The 23,441-nt window shown below is 70.3% G+C and carries 19 protein-coding genes and 3 pseudogenes; 15 read left to right on the forward strand and 7 right to left on the reverse strand.

Going from position 1 to position 23,441, the window contains the following annotated elements; genetic code table 11:
- Window positions 1-34: 34 nt before the first annotated feature.
- The 3 genes from MET2598_RS0106625 to carB all read right to left on the reverse strand — a co-directional run bounded on the left by MET2598_RS0106625 (window position 35) and on the right by carB (window position 4,653).
- Window positions 35-517 carry a hypothetical protein gene (locus MET2598_RS0106625; protein ID WP_012333190.1) on the reverse strand — a complete coding sequence of 161 codons (483 nt, stop codon included), beginning with the start codon at window positions 515-517 and terminating at the stop codon, window positions 35-37.
- A 60-nt stretch (window positions 518-577) separates the two neighbouring features.
- Window positions 578-1,054 (reverse strand): transcription elongation factor GreA, encoded by a 477-nt coding sequence (gene greA, locus MET2598_RS0106630; protein WP_012333189.1) that lies wholly within the window; start codon window positions 1,052-1,054, stop codon window positions 578-580.
- A 125-nt stretch (window positions 1,055-1,179) separates the two neighbouring features.
- Window positions 1,180-4,653, reverse strand: coding sequence for a carbamoyl-phosphate synthase large subunit (carB, locus tag MET2598_RS0106635; protein ID WP_018260298.1), 3,474 nt, complete (start codon window positions 4,651-4,653; stop codon window positions 1,180-1,182).
- A 165-nt stretch (window positions 4,654-4,818) separates the two neighbouring features.
- Between carB and MET2598_RS0106640 the strand changes: the two genes are divergently transcribed.
- Window positions 4,819-5,616, forward strand: coding sequence for an SDR family NAD(P)-dependent oxidoreductase (locus MET2598_RS0106640; RefSeq protein WP_018260299.1), 798 nt, complete (start codon window positions 4,819-4,821; stop codon window positions 5,614-5,616).
- Window positions 5,617-5,658: 42 nt separating this feature from the next.
- Window positions 5,659-6,123 carry a GtrA family protein gene (locus tag MET2598_RS0106645; RefSeq protein WP_018260300.1) on the forward strand — a complete coding sequence of 155 codons (465 nt, stop codon included), beginning with the start codon at window positions 5,659-5,661 and terminating at the stop codon, window positions 6,121-6,123.
- A 248-nt stretch (window positions 6,124-6,371) separates the two neighbouring features.
- Here MET2598_RS0106645 and rplS read toward each other — a convergent pair whose 3' ends face one another.
- Entirely contained in the window at window positions 6,372-6,767 is a 396-nt protein-coding gene (gene rplS / locus MET2598_RS0106655; protein ID WP_018260302.1) for a 50S ribosomal protein L19, read from the reverse strand.
- A 177-nt stretch (window positions 6,768-6,944) separates the two neighbouring features.
- On the opposite strand from rplS, the gene MET2598_RS0106660 reads away from it, so the two are divergent.
- The 11 genes from MET2598_RS0106660 (at window position 6,945) to MET2598_RS0106710 (ending at window position 16,713) form a co-directional block, all read left to right on the forward strand.
- Window positions 6,945-7,448 carry a universal stress protein gene (locus MET2598_RS0106660; RefSeq protein ID WP_012333184.1) on the forward strand — a complete coding sequence of 168 codons (504 nt, stop codon included), beginning with the start codon at window positions 6,945-6,947 and terminating at the stop codon, window positions 7,446-7,448.
- Between the two features lie 107 nt (window positions 7,449-7,555).
- The gene (locus MET2598_RS0106665) at window positions 7,556-8,119 is read left to right on the forward strand and encodes a NifU family protein (protein ID WP_012333183.1); all 564 of its coding nucleotides are present in this window, start codon (window positions 7,556-7,558) and stop codon (window positions 8,117-8,119) included.
- 114 nt (window positions 8,120-8,233) lie between these two features.
- Window positions 8,234-8,929, forward strand: a complete 696-nt coding sequence (tsaB, locus tag MET2598_RS0106670) for a tRNA (adenosine(37)-N6)-threonylcarbamoyltransferase complex dimerization subunit type 1 TsaB (protein WP_012333182.1) — start codon at window positions 8,234-8,236, stop codon at window positions 8,927-8,929.
- A gap of 358 nt (window positions 8,930-9,287) precedes the next feature.
- Window positions 9,288-9,770, forward strand: coding sequence for a ribosomal protein S18-alanine N-acetyltransferase (rimI, locus tag MET2598_RS0106675; protein ID WP_026190561.1), 483 nt, complete (start codon window positions 9,288-9,290; stop codon window positions 9,768-9,770).
- Window positions 9,767-10,663: a lysophospholipid acyltransferase family protein gene (locus MET2598_RS0106680; protein ID WP_012333180.1), complete on the forward strand. Its 897-nt coding sequence runs from the start codon at window positions 9,767-9,769 to the stop codon at window positions 10,661-10,663. The genes rimI and MET2598_RS0106680 overlap by 4 nt, the downstream gene beginning before the upstream one ends.
- A gap of 177 nt (window positions 10,664-10,840) precedes the next feature.
- Complete coding sequence (gene tolQ, locus MET2598_RS0106685; protein ID WP_012333179.1) at window positions 10,841-11,557, forward strand: protein TolQ; 717 nt, start codon at window positions 10,841-10,843, stop codon at window positions 11,555-11,557.
- A 31-nt stretch (window positions 11,558-11,588) separates the two neighbouring features.
- Window positions 11,589-12,032 carry an ExbD/TolR family protein gene (locus tag MET2598_RS0106690; RefSeq protein WP_026190562.1) on the forward strand — a complete coding sequence of 148 codons (444 nt, stop codon included), beginning with the start codon at window positions 11,589-11,591 and terminating at the stop codon, window positions 12,030-12,032.
- A 7-nt stretch (window positions 12,033-12,039) separates the two neighbouring features.
- Window positions 12,040-13,455 carry a cell envelope integrity protein TolA gene (gene tolA / locus MET2598_RS0106695; RefSeq protein WP_018260304.1) on the forward strand — a complete coding sequence of 472 codons (1,416 nt, stop codon included), beginning with the start codon at window positions 12,040-12,042 and terminating at the stop codon, window positions 13,453-13,455.
- Window positions 13,456-13,580: 125 nt separating this feature from the next.
- On the forward strand, window positions 13,581-14,909 hold the full coding sequence (gene tolB / locus MET2598_RS0106700) for a Tol-Pal system beta propeller repeat protein TolB (protein ID WP_026190563.1): 1,329 nt from the start codon (window positions 13,581-13,583) through the stop codon (window positions 14,907-14,909).
- Window positions 14,910-15,333: 424 nt separating this feature from the next.
- The gene (locus MET2598_RS43685; protein ID WP_442919004.1) at window positions 15,334-15,648 is read left to right on the forward strand and encodes a helix-turn-helix domain-containing protein; all 315 of its coding nucleotides are present in this window, start codon (window positions 15,334-15,336) and stop codon (window positions 15,646-15,648) included.
- A gap of 117 nt (window positions 15,649-15,765) precedes the next feature.
- Window positions 15,766-16,713: a hypothetical protein gene (locus tag MET2598_RS0106710; RefSeq protein ID WP_018260306.1), complete on the forward strand. Its 948-nt coding sequence runs from the start codon at window positions 15,766-15,768 to the stop codon at window positions 16,711-16,713.
- A 191-nt stretch (window positions 16,714-16,904) separates the two neighbouring features.
- Here MET2598_RS0106710 and MET2598_RS0106715 read toward each other — a convergent pair whose 3' ends face one another.
- Window positions 16,905-19,979, reverse strand: coding sequence for an Ig-like domain-containing protein (locus MET2598_RS0106715; RefSeq protein ID WP_157182095.1), 3,075 nt, complete (start codon window positions 19,977-19,979; stop codon window positions 16,905-16,907).
- Between the two features lie 74 nt (window positions 19,980-20,053).
- Window positions 20,054-20,932, reverse strand: a pseudogene (locus MET2598_RS0106720) (HlyD family type I secretion periplasmic adaptor subunit); the annotation flags it as partial.
- A 52-nt stretch (window positions 20,933-20,984) separates the two neighbouring features.
- On the opposite strand from MET2598_RS0106720, the gene MET2598_RS0106730 reads away from it, so the two are divergent.
- A protein-coding gene (locus tag MET2598_RS0106730; protein WP_085984595.1) for an IS3 family transposase occupies window positions 20,985-22,153 on the forward strand; the annotation gives its coding sequence in 2 pieces (ribosomal slippage) (window positions 20,985-21,252 and window positions 21,252-22,153; 1,170 coding nt in all).
- Window positions 22,154-22,168: 15 nt separating this feature from the next.
- Window positions 22,169-22,594: pseudogene (locus tag MET2598_RS0106735) on the forward strand (IS256 family transposase); the annotation flags it as partial.
- Between the two features lie 131 nt (window positions 22,595-22,725).
- Here the strand turns inward: MET2598_RS0106735 and MET2598_RS36065 are convergent.
- A pseudogene (locus tag MET2598_RS36065) lies at window positions 22,726-23,441 on the reverse strand (IS256 family transposase); the annotation flags it as partial.

Raw genomic sequence — 23,441 nt, forward strand, 5'->3', positions numbered from 1 at the left:
CGGGCGGGGCGGCGCCTCCCGGCCGGTCCCGCCCTCACTCCAGCCCGAGCCCCCGCCTGAGCCACCACGCGTAGTGCTCGGCGAGCGCCGTGACCCGGCGCCGCTCGGAATCCGGGTCGTACCACGCGCCGCCCGAACTCGCCGGCACTGCCGAGAGCTGGGGATGGCGCGCCAGCACCTCGCCGCCGCGCCCCACTACCAGGGCCTCGCCGTCGAGGTAGTCGGTGTCGGTGGCGCGCCCGGCGCGGCGCCCGCCGCCGCCCGCGAAGGCGGTCAGGGACACGCCCGAGACCCGCACGACCAGGACCGGCCCCGGACCGCCGAGCCGGTCCGCGAGGCTGCGGGCGAGCGCGCCCTGCAGGTCGCGCGCCACCGCGTCGGCGAAGCCGCCGAGCCCGCGCGCCCGCAACGTCTCGACATCGACCCGCACCGCCGAGAACCGGGTCCCCCCGTCGAGGGGCGCCGCCGCCGCCGGGGCGGCGAGCGCGACCGCCAGGGCCGTGATCCATGGACGCATGCCCCGCCTCCCGCCGACGCGCAGCACCCCTCGGCCCGACGCGGGCGGGGCGCGGCGCGCTCAGCCGACGTACCGGATGCCGACGATCTCGTAGGACTTGCCGCCGCCGGGGGTCGTCACCTCGACCGTGTCGCCGACGCCCTTGCCGATCAGCGCGCGCGCCACCGGCGAGGTGATCGAGACGCGGCCCGAGCGCACGTCCGCCTCCGGCTCGCCGACGATCTGGTAGGTCTTCTCCTCCTCGGTGTCCTCGTCGATGAGCTGGACCGTGGCGCCGAACTTCACCTTCGTGCCCGAGAGCTTCGAGACGTCGATGATCTCCGCCCGGGAGATCAGGCTCTCCAGTTCGAGCACGCGGCCCTCGTTGAGGGACTGCGCCTCCTTGGCGGCGTGATACTCGGCATTCTCCGAGAGATCGCCGAGCGCCCGGGCCTCGGCGATCGCCTGGATGATCCGCGGGCGCTCCACCTGCTGGCGGTGCTTGAGCTCCTCCTCCAGCGCCGCGTACCCCCGGATCGTGATCGGAACCTTGTCCATCGTGCTCGTCTCACACCATAGCAATCGGCCCGGCAAAACGTGATCACACGCTCCACCGGGCCTGGTCTCACCGTCTCGCGCAAGGCGAGGATTAGGCGCGCGGACCGCGCCGCAACGGCCGCGCGTCAGGCCGCGAAGTATTCCTGCAGGGCGCGCACTTCGAGGTCATCGCCGAGATAGGCCCTGATCCCTTCCGCGGCCGCCATCGCGCCCGCGAGAGTGGTGTAGTACGGCACTTTATGCAAGAGGGCCGCCCGGCGCAGCGAGCGCGAGTCGGAGAGGGCGCCCGCCCCCTCGGTCGTGTTGAAGACGAGGTGGATCTCGCCGTTCTTGATCGCGTCGACGACGTGGGGGCGTCCCTCCAGCACCTTGTTGATGCGGGTGGCCGCGACCCCGTTCTCGGCCAGGAAGCGCTGCGTGCCCCCGGTGGCCAGGATCGCGAAGCCGATCTCGGCCAGCATGCGCACCGCCGGCAGGATGCGGGCCTTGTCGGCGTCCCGCACCGAGACGAAGACCGTGCCGGCCCGCGGCACCTGGGTGCCGGAGCCGAGCTGGCTCTTGGCGAAGGCGACGCCGAAGCTGCGGTCGAGGCCGATCACCTCGCCGGTCGAGCGCATCTCCGGGCCGAGCAGCACGTCGACCCCGGGGAAGCGCGCGAAGGGGAAGACCGCCTCCTTCACGCCGATATGCGGCAGGGTCTTGGGCTCGAGCCCGAACTGCGCCAGAGGCTCGCCGGCCATCACGTGGGCGGCGATCTTGGCGATCGGCTCGCCGATCACCTTGGCGACGAAGGGCACCGTGCGCGAGGCGCGCGGGTTCACCTCCAGCACGTAGATCGTGCCGTCCTTGATCGCGTACTGCACGTTCATCAGCCCGCCGACCTTGAGGGCGAGCGCGAGGTCGCGGGTCTGGCGCTCCAGTTCCGCGATCGTCTCCGGCGAGAGCGAGCGCGGCGGCAGCGTGCAGGCGGAATCGCCCGAGTGGATGCCCGCCTCCTCGATGTGCTCCATGATGCCGGCGATGAAGACGTCCGCGCCGTCCGCCACCGCGTCGACGTCGACCTCGGTCGCGTCGGTCAGGTAGCGGTCGAACAGGAGCGGGTTCTTGCCCAGCACCGTGTTGATCTGCCCGGTCTTGTCGTTCGGGTAGCGGGCCTTGACGTCCGAGGGGATCAGGCTCGGCAGCGTGTCGAGGAGGTAGTCGGCGAACTGCGTCTCGTCCCGGATGATCGCCATGGCCCGCCCGCCGAGCACGTAGGAGGGCCGCACCACGAAGGGCAGGCCGAGATCGGCCGCGACGAGCCGGCTCTGCTCGACCGAGAAGGCGATGCCGTTCTTCGGCTGCTTGAGGTGGAGCTTGTCGAGGAGCCGCTTGAACTGGTCGCGGTCCTCCGCGAGGTCGATCGCGTCGGGCGAGGTGCCGAGGATCGGCACCCCCGCCTCCTCCAGGGCGCGGGCGAGCTTGAGCGGCGTCTGGCCGCCGAACTGCACGATGACCCCGTGCAGGGTGCCGGCCTGCCGCTCGGTCTCGACGATCTCCAGCACATCCTCGGCGGTCAGCGGCTCGAAGTAGAGCCGGTCCGACGTGTCGTAGTCGGTCGACACCGTCTCCGGGTTGCAGTTGACCATGATCGTCTCGAAGCCGGCCTCGCTCAGCGCGAAGCAGGCGTGGCAGCAGCAATAGTCGAACTCGATGCCCTGGCCGATGCGGTTGGGGCCGCCGCCCAGGATGATCACCTTGCGGGCGCCGGAGGGCTGGGCCTCGTCCGCGACGGTGCCGGCGAAGGGCGCCACGTAGGTCGAGTACATGTAGGCGGTGGGCGAGGCGAACTCGGCCGCGCAGGTGTCGATGCGCTTGAAGACCGGGCGCACCGCCAGGGCCCGGCGGGCGGCGCGCACGCTCGCCTCGTCGGTGCCGGCCAGCACCGCGAGCCGCGCGTCCGAGAAGCCCGCCGCCTTGAGCTGCCGGAAGGCGCCCGGGCTGCGCGGCAGGCCGAACCGCTTCACCTTGGTCTCAAGGTCGATGATCGCCTGGAGCTGCTCCAGGAACCAGGGGTCGATCCGGCAGGAGGCGTGCACGTCGGCGTGGCTGACGCCGAGCCGCAGGGCCTGGGCCACCTTGAGCAGCCGGTCCGGGGTCGGCGTGCCGAGGGCCGCCTTGATGGCGTTGCGGTCGTCGCCCTTGCCGAGCCCCTCGATCTCGACGTCGTCGAGGCCGGTGAGCCCGGTCTCGAGGGAGCGCAGGGCCTTCTGCAGCGACTCGGCGAAGCAGCGCCCGATCGCCATCGCCTCGCCCACCGACTTCATCGAGGTCGTCAGGGTCGGCTCGGCGCCCGGGAACTTCTCGAAGGCGAAGCGGGGGATCTTGGTGACGACGTAGTCGATCGTCGGCTCGAAGGAGGCCGGCGTCGCCCCGCCCGTGATGTCGTTGGCGATCTCGTCGAGCGTGTAGCCGACCGCGAGCTTCGCCGCGACCTTGGCGATCGGGAAGCCGGTCGCCTTCGAGGCCAGGGCCGAGGAGCGCGAGACGCGCGGGTTCATCTCGATCACCACCATGCGGCCCGTCTCCGGGTCGATGGCGAATTGCACGTTCGAGCCGCCGGTCTCGACGCCGATCTCGCGCAGGACCGCCAGCGAGGCGTCGCGCATCACCTGGTATTCCTTGTCGGTGAGCGTCAGCGCCGGGGCGACGGTGATCGAATCGCCCGTGTGCACGCCCATCGGGTCGATGTTCTCGATCGAGCAGACGATGATGCAGTTGTCCGCCCTGTCGCGGACCACCTCCATCTCGTACTCCTTCCAGCCGAGCACCGATTCCTCGATCAGCACCTCGTTGGTCGGCGAGGCGTCGATGCCGCGCTCGACGATGTCGAGAAATTCCTCGCGGTTGTAGGCGATGCCGCCGCCCGTGCCGCCGAGGGTGAAGGAGGGGCGAATGATCGCCGGCAGGCCGATCTCGGCGAGCGCGATCAGCGCCTGGCCGAGGGCGTGCTCGCCGTAGCGCTTGCGCCGGTCCGCCTCGCCGGCGGCCCACTTCTTCTCGAAGGCCGCGAGGGCGGCCCTGCGCGCCTCCGGATCGGGAGTCGCCGCCTCGATCCGGGCGACCTCGGCGAGGTACTTCTCGCGGTCGGCCTTCTTGGCCGCCGAGGCGTTGGCCAGCGCCGAGCGCGGCGTCTCCAGGCCGATCTTCGTCATCGCGTCGCGGAAGAGGTGCCGGTCCTCGGCCTTGTCGATCGCCTCCGCGGTGGCGCCGATCATCTGCACGCCGAACTCGTCGAGCACGCCCATGCGCTTGAGCGAGAGGGCGCAGTTCAGCGCGGTCTGCCCGCCCATGGTCGGCAGCAGCGCGTCGGGGCGCTCCTTGGCGATGATCTTGGCGACGATCTCGGGCGTGATCGGCTCGACGTAGGTCGCGTCCGCCAGCTCCGGATCGGTCATGATCGTGGCCGGGTTGGAATTGACCAGGATGATCCGGTAGCCTTCCTGACGCAGCGCCTTGCAGGCCTGCGTGCCCGAATAATCGAACTCGCAAGCCTGCCCGATGACGATCGGACCCGCGCCGATGATGAGGATGGAGGAGATATCGGTGCGCTTGGGCATCGGACGCGTCGGACTCTCGCAGCGCGCGTCCGGCCTCGTCCGCGTCGCACCGCTCGGGCGCGGAGGCGGGCTGGGCAGGCCGGGCGCGGGGGGATGGATCTCGGGCGCGTGTAACACGCGCTGGCGGAAGAATGAAAGGCCGCGGCGGGTCCGCGCGCATCAGGCTTGAGCGGGGCGCCCGACTGGACCCTGGTCACGGGGGCGTCGAGCGGCATCGGCGCCGCCCTGGCGCGCGCCTTCGCGGGCCGGGGCCACGCCCTCGTCCTCACGGCCCGCCGGGAGGAGCGGCTGCGGGCCCTCGCCGCGGACCTCGCCGGACGCGTGCCCGTCGCGGTGATCCCGGCCGACCTCGCCCGGCCGGAGGCGCCCGCGCAGCTGCTCGCGGCCGTCGAGGCGCGCGGCATCGTCCTGCACGGCCTCGTCAACAATGCGGGGTTCGGCCTGCGCGGGCGCTTCGCCACCCTGCCGGCCGAGGATCTCTCGGCGATGCTGGCCGTCAACGTGGCGGCGCCGACCGCGCTGGCGCGCGGCGTGCTGCCCGGGCTGATCGCGCGCCGCCGGGGCGGCATCCTCAACGTCGCCTCGGTGGGGGCCTACGTGGCGGGGCCGAAGATGGCCGCCTACTACGCCAGCAAGGCCTACCTGCTCTCCCTGTCGGAGGCGCTCCACGAGGAGGCGCGGCCCTTCGGCGTCACCGTCACGGCCGTCTGCCCGGGCGTGACCGACACCGAGTTCCCGGCCCGGGCCGATGTCGAGGGCACGAAGCGCTTCAACGGGCCCGGCATGGCGGCCGAGGCGGTCGCCCGCCTCGCGGTGGAGGCCTACCTGCGCGGGGATGCCGTGGTGGTGCCGGGGGCCGGCAACCGCGCGACGGTGGCGCTCCTGCGCCTGCTGCCGCGCCGGCTCGCCCGCAAGCTCGCGGGCCGCATGCAGCGCGTGCCCGGGTCATCTTCGGTTCAGTGATCCGCGCTAGATAGGAGGGCAGGGCGACGGGCGTCGCGACGGATGGACCGCGTGGGCACGGATCAGGATCTTCGCACGGCGCTGGCGCGCCTGCGCCAGCACCCGCTCGTGGCGCTGGCGCGGCAATTCACCACCTACGTGACGATCGGCTTCGGCGCCCTCGCGGTGCATTACGGCCTTCTGGTGCTGCTGGTCGAACTCGGCCGGGTCGACCCGGTGCCGGCGGCGATCCTCGGCTACGTGGCGGGCGGGTTCGTGTCCTACACGCTCAACCGCCGCCACACTTACGCGAGCGACCGGCCGCACGGGGAAGCGCTGTGGCGCTTCGTGGTCGTGGCGGGGTGCGGCCTCGTCCTGACCTGGGTCCTGATGGCGCTGCTCATCCGCTGGGCCGGCCTGACCTACCTGCCCGCGCAGGTCGTCACCACGGGGCTGGTGGTGTTCTGGAACTTCTCCGGCAACAAGCTCTGGACCTTCGCGGCGCGCGAGGGGCTGGTGCGGGCCTGATCCGGGATCCGGTCGATCCAAGCGGATCAGGAGCCCGCGCCCGCGCGGCGCGTGAGCGAGGTCCCCATCCGCCATCCCGAAGGGATCAAGCGGATCAGGAGCCCGCGCGGCGCCTGAGCGAAGCCCCCATCCGCCATCCCGAAGGGATCAAGCGGATGTGGCATGAGGCGGGTCTCGGGCGCGCTCCCGACACGAAAAACCCCTCGCCCGGGAGGGGAGGGGTCCTGGTCGTCAGCGGCGCGGGGCGCTCACTCGGCGGCGGCCGGCGCGGCCTTGCCCTTGTCGCCGCCGCGCTCGGCCCGCTCGGCGATGCGGGCGGACTTCCCGCGCCGGTCGCGCAGGTAGTAGAGCTTGGCGCGACGCACCTTGCCGCGGCGGGTCACCTTGATCGAGTCGATCATCGGCGAGTAGATCGGGAAGACGCGCTCGACGCCCTCGCCGTACGAGATCTTGCGGACGGTGAAGTTCTCGTTGAGGCCCGAGCCGGACCGGCCGATGCAGACGCCCTCGTAGGCCTGCACGCGGGTGCGCTCGCCTTCCTTCACCTTGACGTTGACGATGACCGTGTCGCCCGGCTCGAAGTCCGGAATGGTCTTGTTGAGCTTGGCGATCTCTTCCTGCTCAAGCTGCTGGATGATGTTCATGGGTCAAGCTCCTGCCGTCACGCCTCGCCGCGGGATGCGGTCCGACGCAGGATTTCGGCGTCCTGTTGTGAGTTGGCCGGCTCTCTACAGGATGGCACGGGCCTTGTCGATGGGTGAGGCGGCCTTGCGGCCCGGGCCGCGGGACGGCAGCATCCGGGCGGCGGAGCGCGTCCCATCATGGCCGAGATCAAGCGGCGCCGGTCCTTCGAGCCGGGTCACCGGCTCAAGTTCCTGGTCCTCGTCGACGGGACGCCCGAATGCGACCGCGCGCTGCACTTCGCCGTGCGGCGGGCCGCGCGGCTCAATGCCCGGGTGGTGATGCTGGCGGTGGCCGAGCCGCCCGAGAGTTTCGAGTGGCTCGGCGTCGGGGACGCGATGCGGGAAGAGGCCGAGGCCGAGATCCGGGAGCGCCTCGACGCCCTCGCGGCCGGCGCACGCCACGCCGCCGGGGTCGATCCGGAATGCCTCGTGCGCACGGGCGAGCGCGCCGACGAGATCCTGCGCCTGATCCGCGAGGACGAGGATATCGGTTTCCTGGTCCTCGCCGCGGCGACCGGCACGGACGGGCCGGGGCCGCTCGTGGCGAGCATCGCCGGCCGGGCCGCCGGATCCTTCCCGGTGCCCGTGGTGATCGTGCCGGGGGCGCTGACCGAGGCCGAGATCACCGCGCTCGCCGGCTGAGGCCCCTTCGGCGTTGCGGTTTTCGCCGCCCGGGTCCACATCAGCCGTGGCGCCACGCGCCGTTCCCGGCCGGCCTTGAACCGGCGCTGAGAACCCGAGGAACCCGCATGTTCATCCAGACCGAAGCGACGCCGAACCCCGCCACCCTGAAGTTCCTGCCCGGGAAGGTCGTGCTCACGGACGGCACCTTCGAGGCGCGCTCCCCCGACCAGGCGGCGCCCTCGCCCCTCGCCCGCGCCCTCTTCGCGGTGCCGGGCGTGGCCGGCGTCTATTTCGGCCACGACTTCATCTCGGTCACCAAGGCCGAGGACGGTTCGGAATGGCCGCAGGTGAAGCCGGCCGTGCTCGGCGCCATCATGGAGCATTTCCTGTCGGGAGCGCCCGTGCTCGACGCCGGCGCCGCGCCCGCGGCCCCCGCCGAGGAGTTCTTCGCCGAGGCGGATGCCGACACGGTCGCGACCATCAAGGACCTGCTCGAGACCCGGGTGCGCCCGGCGGTGGCGGGCGACGGCGGCGACATCACCTTCCGGGGCTACCGGGAGGGCGTCGTCTACCTGGAGATGAAGGGCGCCTGCTCGGGCTGCCCGTCCTCCACCGCCACCCTGCGCCAGGGCGTGCAGAACCTGTTCCGGCACTTCCTGCCCGAGGTGCGGGAGGTCCAGGCCGTCTGAGGCCCTGTCCACAGCGGCCACGCTTCGCGCTGACGGGGCCGGGCGCATGAGGTAGAGTGTGCGCGCAACGTCGGGCGGCGGAAGGGCCCCGCCCGGCAGCGGAGTCGGCGATCCTTGCGTATCCTGGCCATCGACACGGCGCTCGAAACCTGCGCGGCCTGCATCTCCTCGGACGAGGAGGCCGAGCCCCTGGCGCAGGAGAGCCTCGCGCTGCTGCGCGGCCATGCCGAGGCGCTGCTGCCCCTGGTCGAGCGGGTGGTGGCCCGGGTCGAGGGCGGCTTCGCGAGCCTCGACCGGGTCGCCGTCACGGTCGGCCCGGGCAGCTATACGGGCCTGCGCGTCGGGCTCGCGGCGGCGCGGGCGGTGGGCCTCGCCTGCGGGGTGCCGGTGGTCGGCGTCACCACGCTCTCGGCCCTGCTGGCGCCGCTCCTCGCCTCGCCCGAGGATTTCCTCGGCCAGGGCTACCTCCTCGCCGCCGCGATCGACGCCCGCCACGGCCAGGTCTACTTCCAGGCCCTGAGCCCGGACGGCGGCATCGTGGTGCCGCCGGCCCTGATCCCGGCCGCCGAGGCGGCGCAGCACCTGGTCGGCCCGGCGGCGCTCGCCGGCTCGGCGGCGCCCGCCCTCGCGGCGGCCGCCAACGCGGCGGGCGGCCGGGCGGTCGTGCCGGAGGGGCACATCGCCCCGGAGATCGCCTGGGTCGCCTCGCTCGGCCTCGTCGCCGATCCGGAGCACGCGCTGCCGCGCCCCCTCTATCTCCGCGGGCCGGACGCGCAGCCCCAGGACCACGCCCGCCTGCCTCGGCGCTAGAGCGGCACCCGATCACGTTGCAACCGGGTGCCGCTCTAGATCTTGCCGCATTTTCCGCGACGAACCGGCATCCACTTCGTCGGAAAATGCTCTAGGCAGACTTGCAAGGGGCACTTCCGCTTGGTCTCTTGGTTTCGCATCGATTTTCGCCGCCGAAGCGGTGACCGCTTCGGCACCGGCCGGTCCCGGCCGGCGGAATGATGCTGAGAGGCTGTGATGGAGCGCAGACAGGTGTTGTGCGGGCCCGGGTTGAGCGCCGGGCAGGGGCCGAGAGCAGCCGGAAGCGGGCCTCCCGGCGGGCCGGACGTCGCCGACGCGACGCCACGCCCGTCCGCGCTCCATCACAGCCTCTAGGCCGATGCGGATCCCCTTCCTCTCCCCGCCGCCTCCGCCCCACGTGGCGCCGCTCGTCTCCGCCGAGCACGCCCCCGACCTCGCCGCCCTTCACGCCACCGGCTTCGCGCGGCCCTGGGAGGTCCACGAATTCGAGCAGATGCTCTGCGAGCGCGGGCACGTCGCCCACGGGCTCATGCAGGGCGGGCGGCTCGCGGGCTTCGCGCTGTCGCGGATCGTCCTCGACGAGGCCGAGATCCTCACGGTCGTGATCGGCCCCGCCTCCCGGGGCGCGGGGCTCGGCCGCACCCTGCTCGCCGCGCACCTGCGGGCCCTCGCCGATGCGGGGGTGCGCGTCGTCCACCTGGAGGTCGACGACGGCAACGCGGCGGCGCTCGCCCTGTATCGCCGCCTCGGCTTCGTCGAGACCGGCCGCCGCGCCGCATACTACACCCGCCCGGACGGAAGCCGGGCCGCGGCCGTGACCATGCGGGCGAGCCTCGCGTGATCGCCCCGGCCCGCGTCGCCCGCCACGCGAAGACGGGGCTGCGCCTCGTCGTCTACGCGGGCGCCTTCCTGCTGCTGATCGGCCCGCACCTCCTCGCCCTGCGGCGGGGCGGGCGGGCGGCGGGGCTCGCGCCCCTCCTCCTGCACCGCCTGTTCCTCGCCCTGTTCCAGGTGCGGGTGCGGGTCTCCGGCACGCCGCCCGCCCCGGGCGAGGCGACCCTGGTGCTCGCCAACCACATCTCCTGGCTCGACATCCTGGTCCTCGGCGCCCTGCGGCCGCTCTCCTTCGTGGCCAAGTCCGAGATCGCCGGCTGGCCGGTGATCGGCTTCATGGCGCGGATGCAGCGCACGGTCTTCATCGACCGCGCCCGCAAGCGCCACACGGCGGTGGTCAACACCGAGCTCAGCCGCCGGCTCTCGGCCGGGGAGACGGTGGTGCTGTTCGCCGAGGGCACGACCGGCGACGGCAACCGCCTCCTGCCCTTCCGCACCTCGCTGGTCGGGGCGGCGCGGGCGGCCCTGACCGAGGGCGGCCTCGACCAAGTGCGGCTGCAGCCCCTCTGCATCGCCTACACGGCGCGCCACGGCCTGCCGCTCACCCGGCGGGAGCGGCCGGAGATCGCGTGGTACGGCGACATGGACCTCGCGCCGCACCTCGCGCTGTTCCTGGAACGCGGGCCGATCGACGTCGAGGTGGTCTGGGCCGAGCCGGTCGCCTTCGCCACCGGCAGCGACCGCAAGGCCGCCACCGCGCTCGCGCAGGACGCCGTGCGCCGGTCGCTGCAGGAGTCCGTGACGGGCCGCGCGCCGTTCCCCGCCGCGCCGCCGGCGCGCTCCGCCGGGGCCTCGCCGGCGCCCGAAGCGGCGCCCGCGGCCCTCCGGGCGGCCGGCTGAGGCCGGCGGCCTCAACCAAACCTTAACCCTGACCGCCCCTTAACTGGCCCCGGCAGCGGCCGGAGCCGGCCCGCTTCCCTTACTTTCGACAGATTCGAGCGCGATCGAACGTCAAACCGCTCAATCCGAGGACGCACCAGGGGCTGGATCCGCCGCCCGGGACGTGAGGACGATTGCATGAACCCCGCCGATGCCGTCCAGGCCCTTCCGGTCCACGAGATCACCCTGTTCGGCCTGTTCTGGCAGGCGCACGTCGTGGTCAAGGTGGTGATGCTCGGGCTGCTCGGCGCCTCCGTCTGGTGCTGGGCCATCATCGTCGACAAGACGCTGCTGTTCCGCCGCGCCAAGGCCGAGATGGACGCCTTCGAGGAATCCTTCTGGTCGGGCCGCTCGCTGGAGGAGCTCTACCGCTCCTTCCACGACAAGGCGCCGACCGGGCTCGCGGCGGTCTTCGTCGCGGCGATGCGCGAGTGGAAGCGCTCCTTCGAGGGCTCGGGCCGCTCGATCCAGAGCCTGAGCCAGCGCATCGACAAGGTGCTCGACGTGACCATCCAGCGGGAGGTCGAGCGCTTCGAATCGCGCCTGCTCTTCCTGGCCTCGATCGGCTCGGCCGGCCCCTATATCGGCCTGTTCGGCACCGTCTGGGGCATCATGACCGCCTTCACGTCGATCGCCGCCTCCAAGAACACCAGCCTGGCGGTGGTGGCGCCTGGCATCGCGGAGGCGCTCTTCGCCACCGCGATCGGCCTCTTCGCGGCGATCCCGGCCGTGCTCGCCTACAACAAGCTCCAGGCCTCGGTGGGCAAGCTGCAGGGACGCCTCGAAGGCTTCGCCGACGAATTCTCCGCCATCCTGTCGCGCCAGATCGACGAGCGCCTCGCGCTCGTCGCCTGACCCCCTCCCCACGCGAGCCGGGACGACGATCATGGGCATGGCCACCGGAGCCGCACAGGGCGGCAAGCGCCGCCGGCGCGGGCGGCGGGGCGGCGCCATCAACGAGATCAACATGACGCCGTTCATCGACGTCGTGCTGGTGCTGCTCATCATCTTCATGGTGGCGGCGCCGATGATGACGGTGGGCGTGCCCCTCGATCTGCCGCAGACCAAGGCCGCGCCGCTCAACTCGGACGCCAAGCCGGTCACCCTCTCGATCCGGCAGACCGGCCAGGTCTTCCTCGGCGAGGAGGAACTCGCCGACGACGCCATCGTGCCCCGCCTCAGCGCCACGGCGCGGGAGGGGTTCGAGGAGCGCGTCTTCGTGCGCGGCGACAAGCGGGTCGATTACGGCCGGGTCGCGCAGGTGATGGCGATCGTGACGGGCGGCGGCTTCAAGAAGGTCGCCCTCGTCACCGAGCCCGACCAGCGATAGGCGCCGCATGGGCCTGCCCTCCCTCAAGCGGTCCGAGCCCGGAATCTGGATCTCGGGGCTGATTCACGTGGCCCTGCTCGGCGCCGCGCTCTACGCCGCGGCGGCCCACGAGCTGCCGCGGGCCGAGGAGGGCGTGCCCGTCGAGGTCATCACCGAGAACGAGTTCTCGGAACTCACGCGCGGCCGGCCGGAGGGCGACGCGCCCGCGAAGGCCCCGCGCGCCGACCGCGTCGCCGACAAGGCGATCGAGAAGGATCCCGGCGAGGCCAAGACCGACGTGCCGACCCCGCCGACCCGCCCGCCCGAGATGAGGGTGGCGAATGCCGAGGAGCCGGTCCTGCCGCCGCTGCGGCCGGCCCTGGAGCCGCCCGCGCCCCTGCCGCCGACGCGCCCCGACGACAGCGAGGCGCGCGAGCAGGCGCGGGCCGAGGCCGCGAAGGCGGAGGCCGCCAGAGCGGAAGCGGCCAAGGCCGAAGCCGCCCGGGCGGCCCGCGCCGAGGCTGCCAAGGCCGCCGCCGAGGCCGCCAAGGCCGCCGCCGAGGCCACGAAAGCCGCCGCCGCGAGGGCCGCCGAGAAGGCGCAGGCCGAGGCGAAGGCGAAGGCCGAAGCGGCCCGCCGCGAGGAACTGGCGGAGCTGATCGCCCGCGAGGAGGCCGAGGCGAAGGAGAAGGCCGCGCAGGAGAAGGCCCGGGCCGAGAAGGCGCGGGCGGAGAAGGCCCGCGCCGAGGCCAAGGCGCAGGCCGAGGCCCGGGCCAAGGCCGAGGCGGAGGCCAAGGCCGAGGCGGAGGCGGAAGCCCGGGCGGAAGCGAAGGCGAAGGCCGCCGCGGAGGCCAAGGCGGCGGCTGAGGCCAAGGCGGCCGCGGAGGCCAAGGCGGCCGCGGAGGCCAAGGCCAAGGCCGACGCGGCCCGCGCCAAGGCGGTCGCGGAGGCGAAAGCCAAGGCGGCGGCCGAGGCGAAGGCGCGCCGGCAGGCCGAACTCGCCAACCAGTTCAATGCCGGCTCGATCCGCGACATGCTGGCCACCCGCGCCCCCGCCCAGGCGAGCGGCGCCACCGGCCGCGAGGTCCAGCGCACGGCGGCCCTCGGCACCGCCTCGGGGAGCGCGGCCCGGCTCAGCCCGAGCCAGCGCGACGCCCTGGTCGGCCTGCTGCAGCAGCAGATCGAGCGCTGCTACTCGGCCCCGCCCGGCGCCGCCCAGGGCGTGGTGCTGCCGCAGCTCGACATCCGGCTCAATCCGGACGGGTCGCTCGGGGCCGAGCCGCGCATCCTGCGGGCCGGGGGCAGCGCGGTCGACCGCTCGATCGCCGAGGCGGCCGTGCGCGCGGTGCGCCGCTGCGCCCCCTACCGCATCCCCTCCCAGTTCGCGCCCTTCTACAGTGATTGGCGCGTGATCAACGCGGAGTTCGAGCTGCCGCGGGCCTGAGCCGACGACGCGATGACCCCGGCAGGATCGCGCGCCGGGCTCCTCTCCCGCGCGGGAGGGGGACCTCGCCGCTCCGCCCCCACCGCCATCCTGCATCCTTCGACATTCTGACGGACACACGCCCCATGCTTCCTCGCCTCCTCCCGCGATGGCCGCACGCGCTGGCTCCCGTGCTGTGGCTGTTCCTCGTGCTGACCGGTCCGGCCGCGGCGCAGCTCAACCTGCGCGTCGGGTCGGGCGGCGCCTTCCAGCCGATGCCGATCGCGGTGGCGGATTTCGCCGGCGACCCGTCGCTGGCGCCGCTCGTCTCCGGCATCGTCGCCAACAACCTGAAGCGCTCCGGCTACTTCGTGCCGATCGACAGGGCGCGCTTCCCCGAGACGCCGAATTTCGACGCGGCGCCGAACTTCGCCGCCTGGAAGGAGGCGGGGGCGCAGGGCCTGGTCACCGGCCGGGTCACGCGCGACGCCTCGGGCGGCGTCAAGGCCGAGTTCCGGCTCTGGGACGTGCTCTCGGGCCAGCAGATGATCGGCCAGCAATATGCGGGCGGCTCCGGCAATTCCCGCCGCATGGGCCACCTGATCTCGGACGCCGTCTACACGAAGATCACCGGGATCGGCGGCTTCTTCGACACGCGGGTGGCCTTCGTGGACGAATCCGGCTCCAAGGAGCGCCGCCGCAAGCGGCTCGCCATCATGGACCAGGACGGCGCGAACGTGCGCTACCTGACGAGCGGCGAGGCCGCCGTGGTGGCGCCGCGCTACTCGCCGGCGACGCAGGACATCACCTACATGTCGCAGACCACCGGCCAGCAGCCGCGGGTCCAGGTCATCAACCTGGAGACTGGCGCCCGCGAGGTGATCCCGACCCACGCCGAGATGAGCACGAGCCCCCGGTTCTCGCCGGACGGCCGGCGGATCGTGATGAGCGACCAGGACGGCGGCAACGCCAGCATCTACGTGATGGACCTCGCCAGCAAGGCGCAGACCCGGATCACCAACGCCAACGCCATCGACACCTCGCCGTCCTTCTCGCCGGACGGGCGCGAGATCGTGTTCGAATCCGACCGCGGCGGCCAGCAGCAGATCTACGTGATGGGGGCGGACGGCTCGAATCCGCGCCGGATCTCCTTCGGCGACGGCTCGGCCTCGCAGCCGGCCTGGTCGCCGCGGGGCGACTACATCGCCTTCACGCGCCAGCGGCGAGGCTCCTTCGCGATCTGCATCATGAAGCCGGACGGCTCCGGCGAGCGGGTGCTGACGGAGGGCTTCCACAACGAGGGGCCGACCTGGGCGCCGAACGGCCAATACGTGATGTTCTTCCGCGATCCGGGCGGCCAGGCGGGCGGCAAGCTCTACATGGTCGACGTCACCGGCCGGGTGGAGCAGCCGGTGCCGACCCCGTCCTACGCCTCGGACCCGACCTGGTCGCCGCTGCTCGACGCGCAGAGGTGAGAGGGCGCCGACGCTGACCCGGGCGGCGGGCGCAGAATACTGCGCTGTGCATCCAAGCAGTTGGGCCGTTTAACATTTTTTCGTCTAGATCAGGTAACACCGCCGTATTGGAAAGCTCTTGATGCACCTCACCTTGGCTTCTGCCTTCCTGCAGGCAGTCGCCGTCAAGCTTCTCGTCCGACGTCTCGCCCGTTTCGTCACCTCACCGGTGCCGAGCGCCCATCGCATTGGCCAACGTCGAGCTAATACCGCGGCGCTTTGGCGTTGACTCGAACGTGAGCTGGTTGTGAGGCGCGTCTGTGCTGGCCTGCGGCCTGTGCAGCAGGAAGCCGCCATGGCACGACCGGGCCTGACGATCCGCACCGACCGCGCAAGCGCCGCCGAGTTGCGTCGCCTGGCCCGGCGCGAGCCCCGCCGATGCACGATGCAGCGCCTCCTGGCCGTCGCTAACGCGCCGGACGGCATGAGCCGCGCCGAGGCGGCCCGGGCGGCTGGGATGGAGCGTCAAGCGCTGCGCGACGCGGTGATCCGGTTCCATGCCGAGGGACTGGCCGGGCTGGTGGACCGTCCGCACGGCCGCAGCGGGAGATTCTCAGCGAGGGCGAGCAGGCAGTGCTGGTGCACCGGATCCTGGTCGGGCCGGACTCGGAGCGCGGGGAGCCGTCGAACTGGACGTTGCCGGACCTCTGCCGCTCCAGCGAGGAGCGGTTCGGCAAGACCATGGGCCCGCCCAGGATGACACCGTCAGTTCTCGTCATCAGGAGCCATCCACACCATCAAGCTCATTGTTCGTTGAGCATTCCGTGCCCCCCGCTCCCAGACCCCACGCCGCCCCGCGCCTTCGTCACCTACGCCCGTGTCAGCACCGCCAAGCAGGGCCGCGCTGGCCGCCGCCAAGGCCCGCGGCCAAGTCCTGGGTGGCTTCCGGGGGAAGAGGTTCACGCCGGCCGACCACGCGGCCGCCGCCGCCGGCCGGAGGGCGCGGGGCGAGCGCAATGCGCAGCGCCTCGCCCCGGCCCTCGCCGAGTTGCGCGCGGCGGGCGTCACCTCCGCGGCCGGCCTGGCCCGCGCCCTGACCGAGCGTGGCATCCCGACCGCCCGCGGCGCGACGACCTGGAGGGTCACCCAGGTGCAAAACTTGCCACGGAATTTCGGACAATCCGCAGGAGACGAGACGAGACGGGACATGGGCGGCGTCACCAGCGGCAACTGGGGCGGCAGGCCCACCGTCGAGAGCTGCCTCGCCCTCGATCTCCCCAAACCCGTGCGCGACCGCATCATCCAGCCCGGCCACACCCGCGTCGGCACCCTGACCTGGACTTCCCGCTACCCCGAGCAGCCCAGGACCTCCGTCACTTCTTCCGCCACTCTCGGCCAGGATCGCGGGCACGTCCGCCTGCTCTACCGCACCACCCGCCGCCGCACGCTCTCCGAGCACAACGAGACCGTCGCCGTCCTTGCTACGCCCCAGCCCCTCGGGGGCCAGCGCTGGTGGTTCCTCTGCCCCCTCACCGGGCGCCGCACCTCCAGGCTCTACCTGCCCCTCGGCGCCACCCGCTTCGCCGCCCGGCAGGCCTACCGCCTCGCGTACCGTTCCCAGCGCGAGAGCCCCCGCAACCGCGCCATCAGCCGCGCCTTCAAGCTCCGCCACCAACTCGGTGACTCGGACGGTGCCATCGGCGATGGTCTCGACAAGCCCAAGAGCATGCACGCCGCCACCTTCCAGCGGAAGATCGCTCGCCTCCAGCGCGCCGAGGACCTCGTCCACGCCCACGCCGCCGCCCTCTTCGGAACAGCCGAGTGACGGCCGTCCAATGATCCCGAACGGCCGGACCTGCCAGGGGAAGCTGACCCGCAGGTCGGCCCGGAGAACCGAGCCGCCTGCTCAGGAGCAAGCTTGATGGGACCAGCCTTGCCATAACAAGATTAGTCTCGGAACTGCTGCCCGGATGCTTCCGGGCAGCCTTCCCCGTCCTGGTCTCCGAAGTCACAGCCTCACAGGAGATGGAAGTCATTCAGGTGAGCTTGCAGCTGTGCCTTCGTCACACCGAGCAGGGTCACCGTGTCGTTCGGGTCGACGATGACCGTTGCGTTCCCATTCACGTCAGCCGTGTAGTTTATGATCTTCGATGCGTCCGTAATTCCTGCAAACAGGTTGTGATCGAAACTCAGAATATCTTGGAATACATCGAACCCCGAGATGACGTTCTTTTCAAGATTGGCATGGAACACGAAGTTATCGATCCCAACGCCAGCTGTCATATTGTCATTGCCGGTCGAACCGACGATGAGGCCACCACCGGGTACTGCTTTGATGACGTCATTGCCAGTGGTCCCGAAAATCGCCACCTGACTGGAGGAGCCCACATTGCCAGCCAAGTCGGTCGCTTTGGCAGTGAAGTTGTGCACGACATTGGACAGGTTCGTCAGCGTGGCACTCCAAGAGCCCGTAGCGTCAGCATTCGCAGTGCGGAGCACTGTCGTCCCATCTGTATCGAACAGATTGACGGTACTGCCGGCCTCTGAAGAGCCGATGACCAGGGTGGTTGATCCGGTCTTGGTGACACTCTGAGTAATATCCGTGATCAATGTCACGGGAGCCGTCGCGTCCACTTTGACGTTGAGCGCGGCCGAGGCCGCCCCCGTGTTGCCGGCCGCGTCGGTGGCCGTCGCCGTCAGGCTGTGAGTGCCGTCCTTGAGCACCCCTAGCGTGTAGCTCCACTGGCCCGTGCTGGCGTCCGCCGTCGCGGTCCCGAGATACACCCCGCCATCGTAGACCATGACGGCGGCCCCCTTCTCCGCCGTGCCGGTGAGCTTCTGCGCGTCGGTGTCGCCAACCTTGTTGACATAGCCGTTAGTCCCGATCGCCGCGTCCGCCAAGCTGGCCGGAGCCGCCGGAGGCGCGGTGTCGACCTTGAACGCCAGCGCCGCCGAGGCCGCCCCCGTGTTGCCGGCCACGTCGGTGGCCGTCGCCGTCAGGCTGTGGCTGCCGTCCGCCAGCTTCGACAGATCAAAGCTGAACGCGCCCGTCGTCGCGTCCGCCGTGACCGTGGCGATCGCCGTGCTCCCGCCGTTGTCAAACAGCGAGACGGTGGCCCCCTTCTCCGCCGTCCCAGTCAGGACACTGCCCGCCTGGTGCGCCGCGTTGACGTAGCCGCCCACGATCGCCGCGTCCGCCAAGCTGGCCGGAGCCGCCGGCGCACTCGTGTCGACCTTGAACGCCAGCGCCGCCGAGGCCGCCCCGGTGTTGCCGGCCGCGTCGGTGGCCGTCGCCGTCAGGCTGTGGCCGCCGTCCGCCAGCGTCGACAGATCAAAGCTGAACGCGCCCGTCGTCGCGTCCGCCGTCACCGTGGCGATCGCCGTGCTCCCGCCGTTGTCAAACAGCGAGACGGTGGTCCCCTTCTCCGCCGTCCCGGTCAGGACACTGCCCGCCTGGTGCGCCGCGTTGACGTAGCCGCCCGCGACCGCCGCGTCCGCTAGACCTGTCGGAGCCGCCGGCGCGCTCGTGTCGACCTTGAACGCCAGCGCCGCCGAGGCCGCCCCCGTGTTGCCGGCCGCGTCGGTGGCCGTCGCCGTCAGGCTGTGGCCGCCGTCCGCCAGCTTCGACAGATCAAAGCTGAACGCGCCCGTCGTCGCGTCCGCCGTCACCGTGGCGATCGCCGTGCTCCCGCCGTTGTCAAACAGCGAGACGGTCGCGCCCTTCTCCGCCGTCCCGGTCAGGACACTGCCCGCCTGGTGCGCCGCGTTGACGTAGCCGCCCGCGATCGCCGCGTCCGCCAGGCCCGTCGGAGCCGCCGGAGCCTGGGTGTCCACCGTCCACGAGTAGCTCTCCGGCGTGGCATCGGTGTTGCCCGCCTTGTCGACTGCCGCCACGCTGATCGTGTGGCCACCGTCCTTGAGGTCGGACAGCGACACCGAACCGGTGGTGTTGTTGCTGGCCGTCCCGTCAACCGTGACCATGTAGTGATCAACGCCCACGCCGCCCGTGTCCGTCCCGGAGAACTGGATCGTGGCCGAGGTCGCGTTGGTGATCTTCGCGGGCTCGGAGGACGCCGTCAGCGCCGTCTCCGGAGCTTTGGTGTCCACCGTCCACGAGTAGCTCTCCGGCGTGGCATCGGTGTTGCCCGCCTTGTCGACCGCCGCCACGCTGATCGTGTGGCCACCGTCCTTGAGGTCGGACAGCGACACCGAACCAGTGGTGTTGTTGCTGGCCGTCCCGTCAACCGTGACCACGTAGTGATCAACGCCCACGCCGCCCGTGTCCGTCCCGGAGAACTGGATCGTGGCCGAGGTCGCGTTGGTGATCTTCGCCGGCTCGGAGGACACCGTCAGCATCGTCTCCGGAGCCTGGGTGTCCACCGTGAACTGTAGCGCCGAGCTGGGATCGCTCACGATACCGCCTGCGTCCACCGCCGTCGCTGTTAAGCTGTGGCTGCCGTCCTTGAGCACACCCAGCGTGTAGCTCCATTTGCCCTGCGCGTCGGCCATGACCGATCCCGGTAGAGCCGTGCCGTTGTCGTACACGGTTACCGTCGCGCCTGCCTGTGCCGTGCCGGTCAGAGCCTGCGTGGCGAGATCATGAGCCTTATTGACGTAGCCGCCCACGATCGCCGCGTCGGCCAGGCTGGTCGGCGCAACCGTTTTTGAAGGATCTAGTACAATGTTATCAAACTTAATCCAGTTATAATCCAAAGAAGATCGATAGTATGATAAAGATACGATGTCTGATCCTGAATAAGGAGAGTAAAATGTTTTCATCTCACCCGTGTTAATAGTCGTAAAAGACCAAGATGTAGTAGCCCCACTTGCTAGAGTTGCGACAAAAGTTACCTCTATGGGATTACTAGAAGAACTCCATTGACCAAGTTGAATTGAGTGGAACGCAAATTTAGAGCCTGATGTGGAGCTCAAAATATTTGTTTCATTTCCATAGTTATCCACTATTAGATTATTAGTTTCAACAAGATTACTTCCATAATCGGGAGATATTGTGATTTTGAAACCATCTTCAGAGTAACTGTTGACTAAGTTCCAGCCTTGATAAACATCGAAATCCATAACTGTAGTCATGATATATCCCCTTTTTCCAGCTTTATAATGCCACACCAATGCCTATATTGATGTTATCACCATCACTGGCGCGGTCACCTCTCGCGCCAAGCCTTGGCGATCTGATCGGCGAGCGGCTTCGTAAGGTACGATATGACTGTGCGCTCGCCGGTCTGGATGAAGCTCTCCACCGGCATGCCAGCCACCAGCAGCAGCCCGCGCAGCCGCTCCAGCTCGCCCGCCGCAGGCTGGATCCGCACCGTGTAGAAGCTCGCGCCCGTCTTCTGGTCTTGGCTGACGTCGGCGGACACCCGGCTCACCTCGCCCGTCAGCTCCGGCGTGGTGCGCTGGTTGAAGGCGGAAAACCGCAGCACCGCCCGGTGTCCGAGCCGAACCTGGTCGATGTCCTGCGGCTGGATCTTCGCTTCGACCGTCAGCGCGTCGGAACGCGGCACGATCAGCATCAGCGGCTCCCCCGGGCTGACCACCCCGCCCACCGTGTGGATCGCGAGCTGGTGCACCACCCCGTCCTGCGGCGCCCGGATCTCCACCCGCCTCAGCTGGTCCTCCGCCGCGACCCGCTTCTCGACCAGCTCGGCCAGCTTGCCCCGGATCTCCGCCAGCTCCTTGCCCACCTCCGTGCGCAGGTCCTGGTCTACCTGCAGCACCTGCAGCTCGGTCTCAGTGACCTTGCCCTTGGTCTGCGCGATCGAGGACACCAGCGCCCCGCGCTCGCCCTCCAGTCGCGCCGCGTCCCGCTCCAGCGCGGTCACCCGGGTGATCTGGATCAGGTTCTTGGCGAACAGCTCGCGCACGCCCCTCAGCTCCTCGCCGATCAGGCGGATCTCGCGCTGCTTGGCCGTGACCTGGTCGGTCATGCCCTGGATCTGCTCCCGGAGCTGGCCGATGCGCTCCCGCAGCTGCGCCTTCTGGCCCTCGCGGGCGCTGCGCCGGATCGCGAACAGGCGCTCCTTGGACTTGCTTCGGGAAAGTGGAGAGCTCTTTCCGTGAGGGAGGAGGTTCCCGATGCGAGAACCGAAGAAGCGCTTCACCCCTGAGTTTCGCGCCGAAGCCGTGCGCCTTGCTCACACGAGCGGGCGCAGCCGCCGAGAGGTCGCCGAGGATCTCGGCATCGGCCTCTCGACGTTGCGCCACTGGATCGACGGACAGCGCGATCGCGAGATGGAGGCGCCGCCCTCCGACCGCCAGGAGGACATGGCCGCCGAGCTGAAGCGGCTGCGGCGGGAGAACGAGGTGTTGCGCCAGGAACGCGAGATCCTGAAGCGGGCCACGGCTTTTTTCGCCAAGGAGGGAAGTCGATGAGGTTCCAGCTCATCGATGCGGCGAAGAAGGACTTCCCGGTCGCGCGTCTGTGCAAGCTCCTGGATGTCAGCCCGAGCGGCTACTTCGCCTGGAAGAACCGGCCCGCGTCGCGCCGTCAGCGCGAGGACCTCGTGCTGCTCGCCCACGTCCGCTCGGCCTTCGCGCTCTCACACGAGACCTATGGCAGCCCGCGCATGACGCACGAGCTGCGCGAGCAAGGGCTTGGCGTGGGCCGGCGCCGCACGGCGCGGCTGATGCGGGAGAGCGGGCTCAAGGCTCGCCAGCCGCGCCGCTTTCGGCGCACCACCGACAGCCAGCATGCCTTCCCGGTCGCGCCCAACCGGCTCGACCAGGATTTCACCGCCGCAGAGCCCGACGAGAAGTGGGGGGCTGACATCTCCTACATCTGGACACGGGAGGGCTGGCTTTATCTGGCGGTGGTGATCGATCTTTATGCCCGGCGGGTCGTCGGCTGGGCAGCTGGCGACCGGCTGCACAAGGAATTGGCCCTGACTGCCTTGCGTCGCGCTTTGGTTGTGCGACGGCCGGCAGCTGGTCTGGTGCATCATTCGGATCGAGGTAGTCAGTATTGCTCGAACGAGTACCAGGCTGAACTACGAAGCCGCGGGATCACCATTTCGATGTCTGGCAAGGGCAACTGTTATGACAATGCGATGGTCGAGACGTTCTTCAAGACGCTGAAAAGCGAGATGGTCTGGCGCACCGTCTTCTACACGCGTGCCGAGGCGACCGAAGCCCTGGCCCGCTACATCGATGGCTTCTACAATCCCTGCCGGCGCCATTCCGCGCTCGGCTTCGTCAGCCCTGTCCGGTTCGAGAGGCGGGGCACCTGTTCAACCGCTCTCTACTAAACCGAAGCAAGTCCAGTCTCCTACAAGGACCGTAAGCTCGTGGCGGCCGCGCTGAAGGACATCTACCGCGCACTCGATGCTGCCGCTGGCGAGGCGGCCTTGGCTGCCTTCGAAGCGGGCGAGTGGGGCCAGAAGTACCCGGCCATCGCCCAGAGCTGGCGGCGAACCTGGAGCGAGGTGGTGCCGTTCTACGCGTTCCCCGGCGAGGTCCGGCGGATCCTCTACACGACGAACGCCATCGAGGCCCTGAATGCCACGCTGCGCCGGGCCGTGCGCGCCCGGGGCCACTTCCCGACCGACGAGGCCGCGCTGAAGCTCCTCTACCTGGTCTTGAACCGCTCCGAGAGGGCATGGAAGATGGGCCCACGTGAGTGGGTCATGGCCAAGGCACAGTTCGCCGTCATCTTCGGCGAGCGCTTCACCCGGGCCATGGCGGCCTGACGGTCAACCCGCCGCCCTCACACGAAATTCCTGACAGTCCCGTTCGCCGTCATCTTCGGCGAGCGCTTCACCCGGGCCATGGCGGCCTGACGGTCAACCCGCCGCCCTCACACGAAATTCCTGACAGTCCCGAGTTGGTCGGCCACGCGTCGCCATTGCTGACGGGCCGCCTCGGCGTCGTCCTGGGCGAAGGCGGTGGCGATGAAGGCCGACACGACGCGCCGCCCGCTGCGGCCAGCGTGGGCGAGCACGGTCCTCATGAAGTGGACGCGGCACCGCTGCCAAGTCGCGTTTATCACCTTGGCGACCGACGCCTTGAGGCCCGTGTGGGCGTCCGAGATCACCAGCTTCACGCCGCGCAGGCCGCGGCGCGCCAGCTTGCGCAGGAACCCGGTCCAGAACGTCTCGGCCTCGGAGGGGCCNATGTCCATGCCGAGCACTTCCCGNCGGCCGTCGCTGTTCACNCCNACCGCCACGATCACGGCGACGGAGACGATGCGCCCGGCTTGGCGCACCTTCACGGAGGTCGCATCGATCCAGAGATAGGGCCACTCCCCCTCGAGCGGCCGGTCGAGGAACGCGCCCACGCGCTCGTCGATCTCCTGGCAGAGCCGGCTGACCTGGCTCTTGGACACGCCCGTGCCNCCCNTGGCTTGGACGAGGTCATCCACCGAGCGGGTCGAGATGCCCTGGATGTAGGCCTCCTGGATCACCGCCGTGAGTGCCTTCTCGGCCATCCGGCGCGGCTCCAGGAAAGCCGGGAAGTACGAGCCCTTGCGCAGCTTGGGGATGCGCAGCTCGACCGTGCCGGCCCGCGTCTGCCAATCCCGGTCACGATAGCCGTTGC

It is taken from the genome of Methylobacterium sp. WSM2598 (assembly GCF_000379105.1).
In the GTDB taxonomy this organism is placed as follows: Bacteria; Pseudomonadota; Alphaproteobacteria; order Rhizobiales; family Beijerinckiaceae; genus Methylobacterium.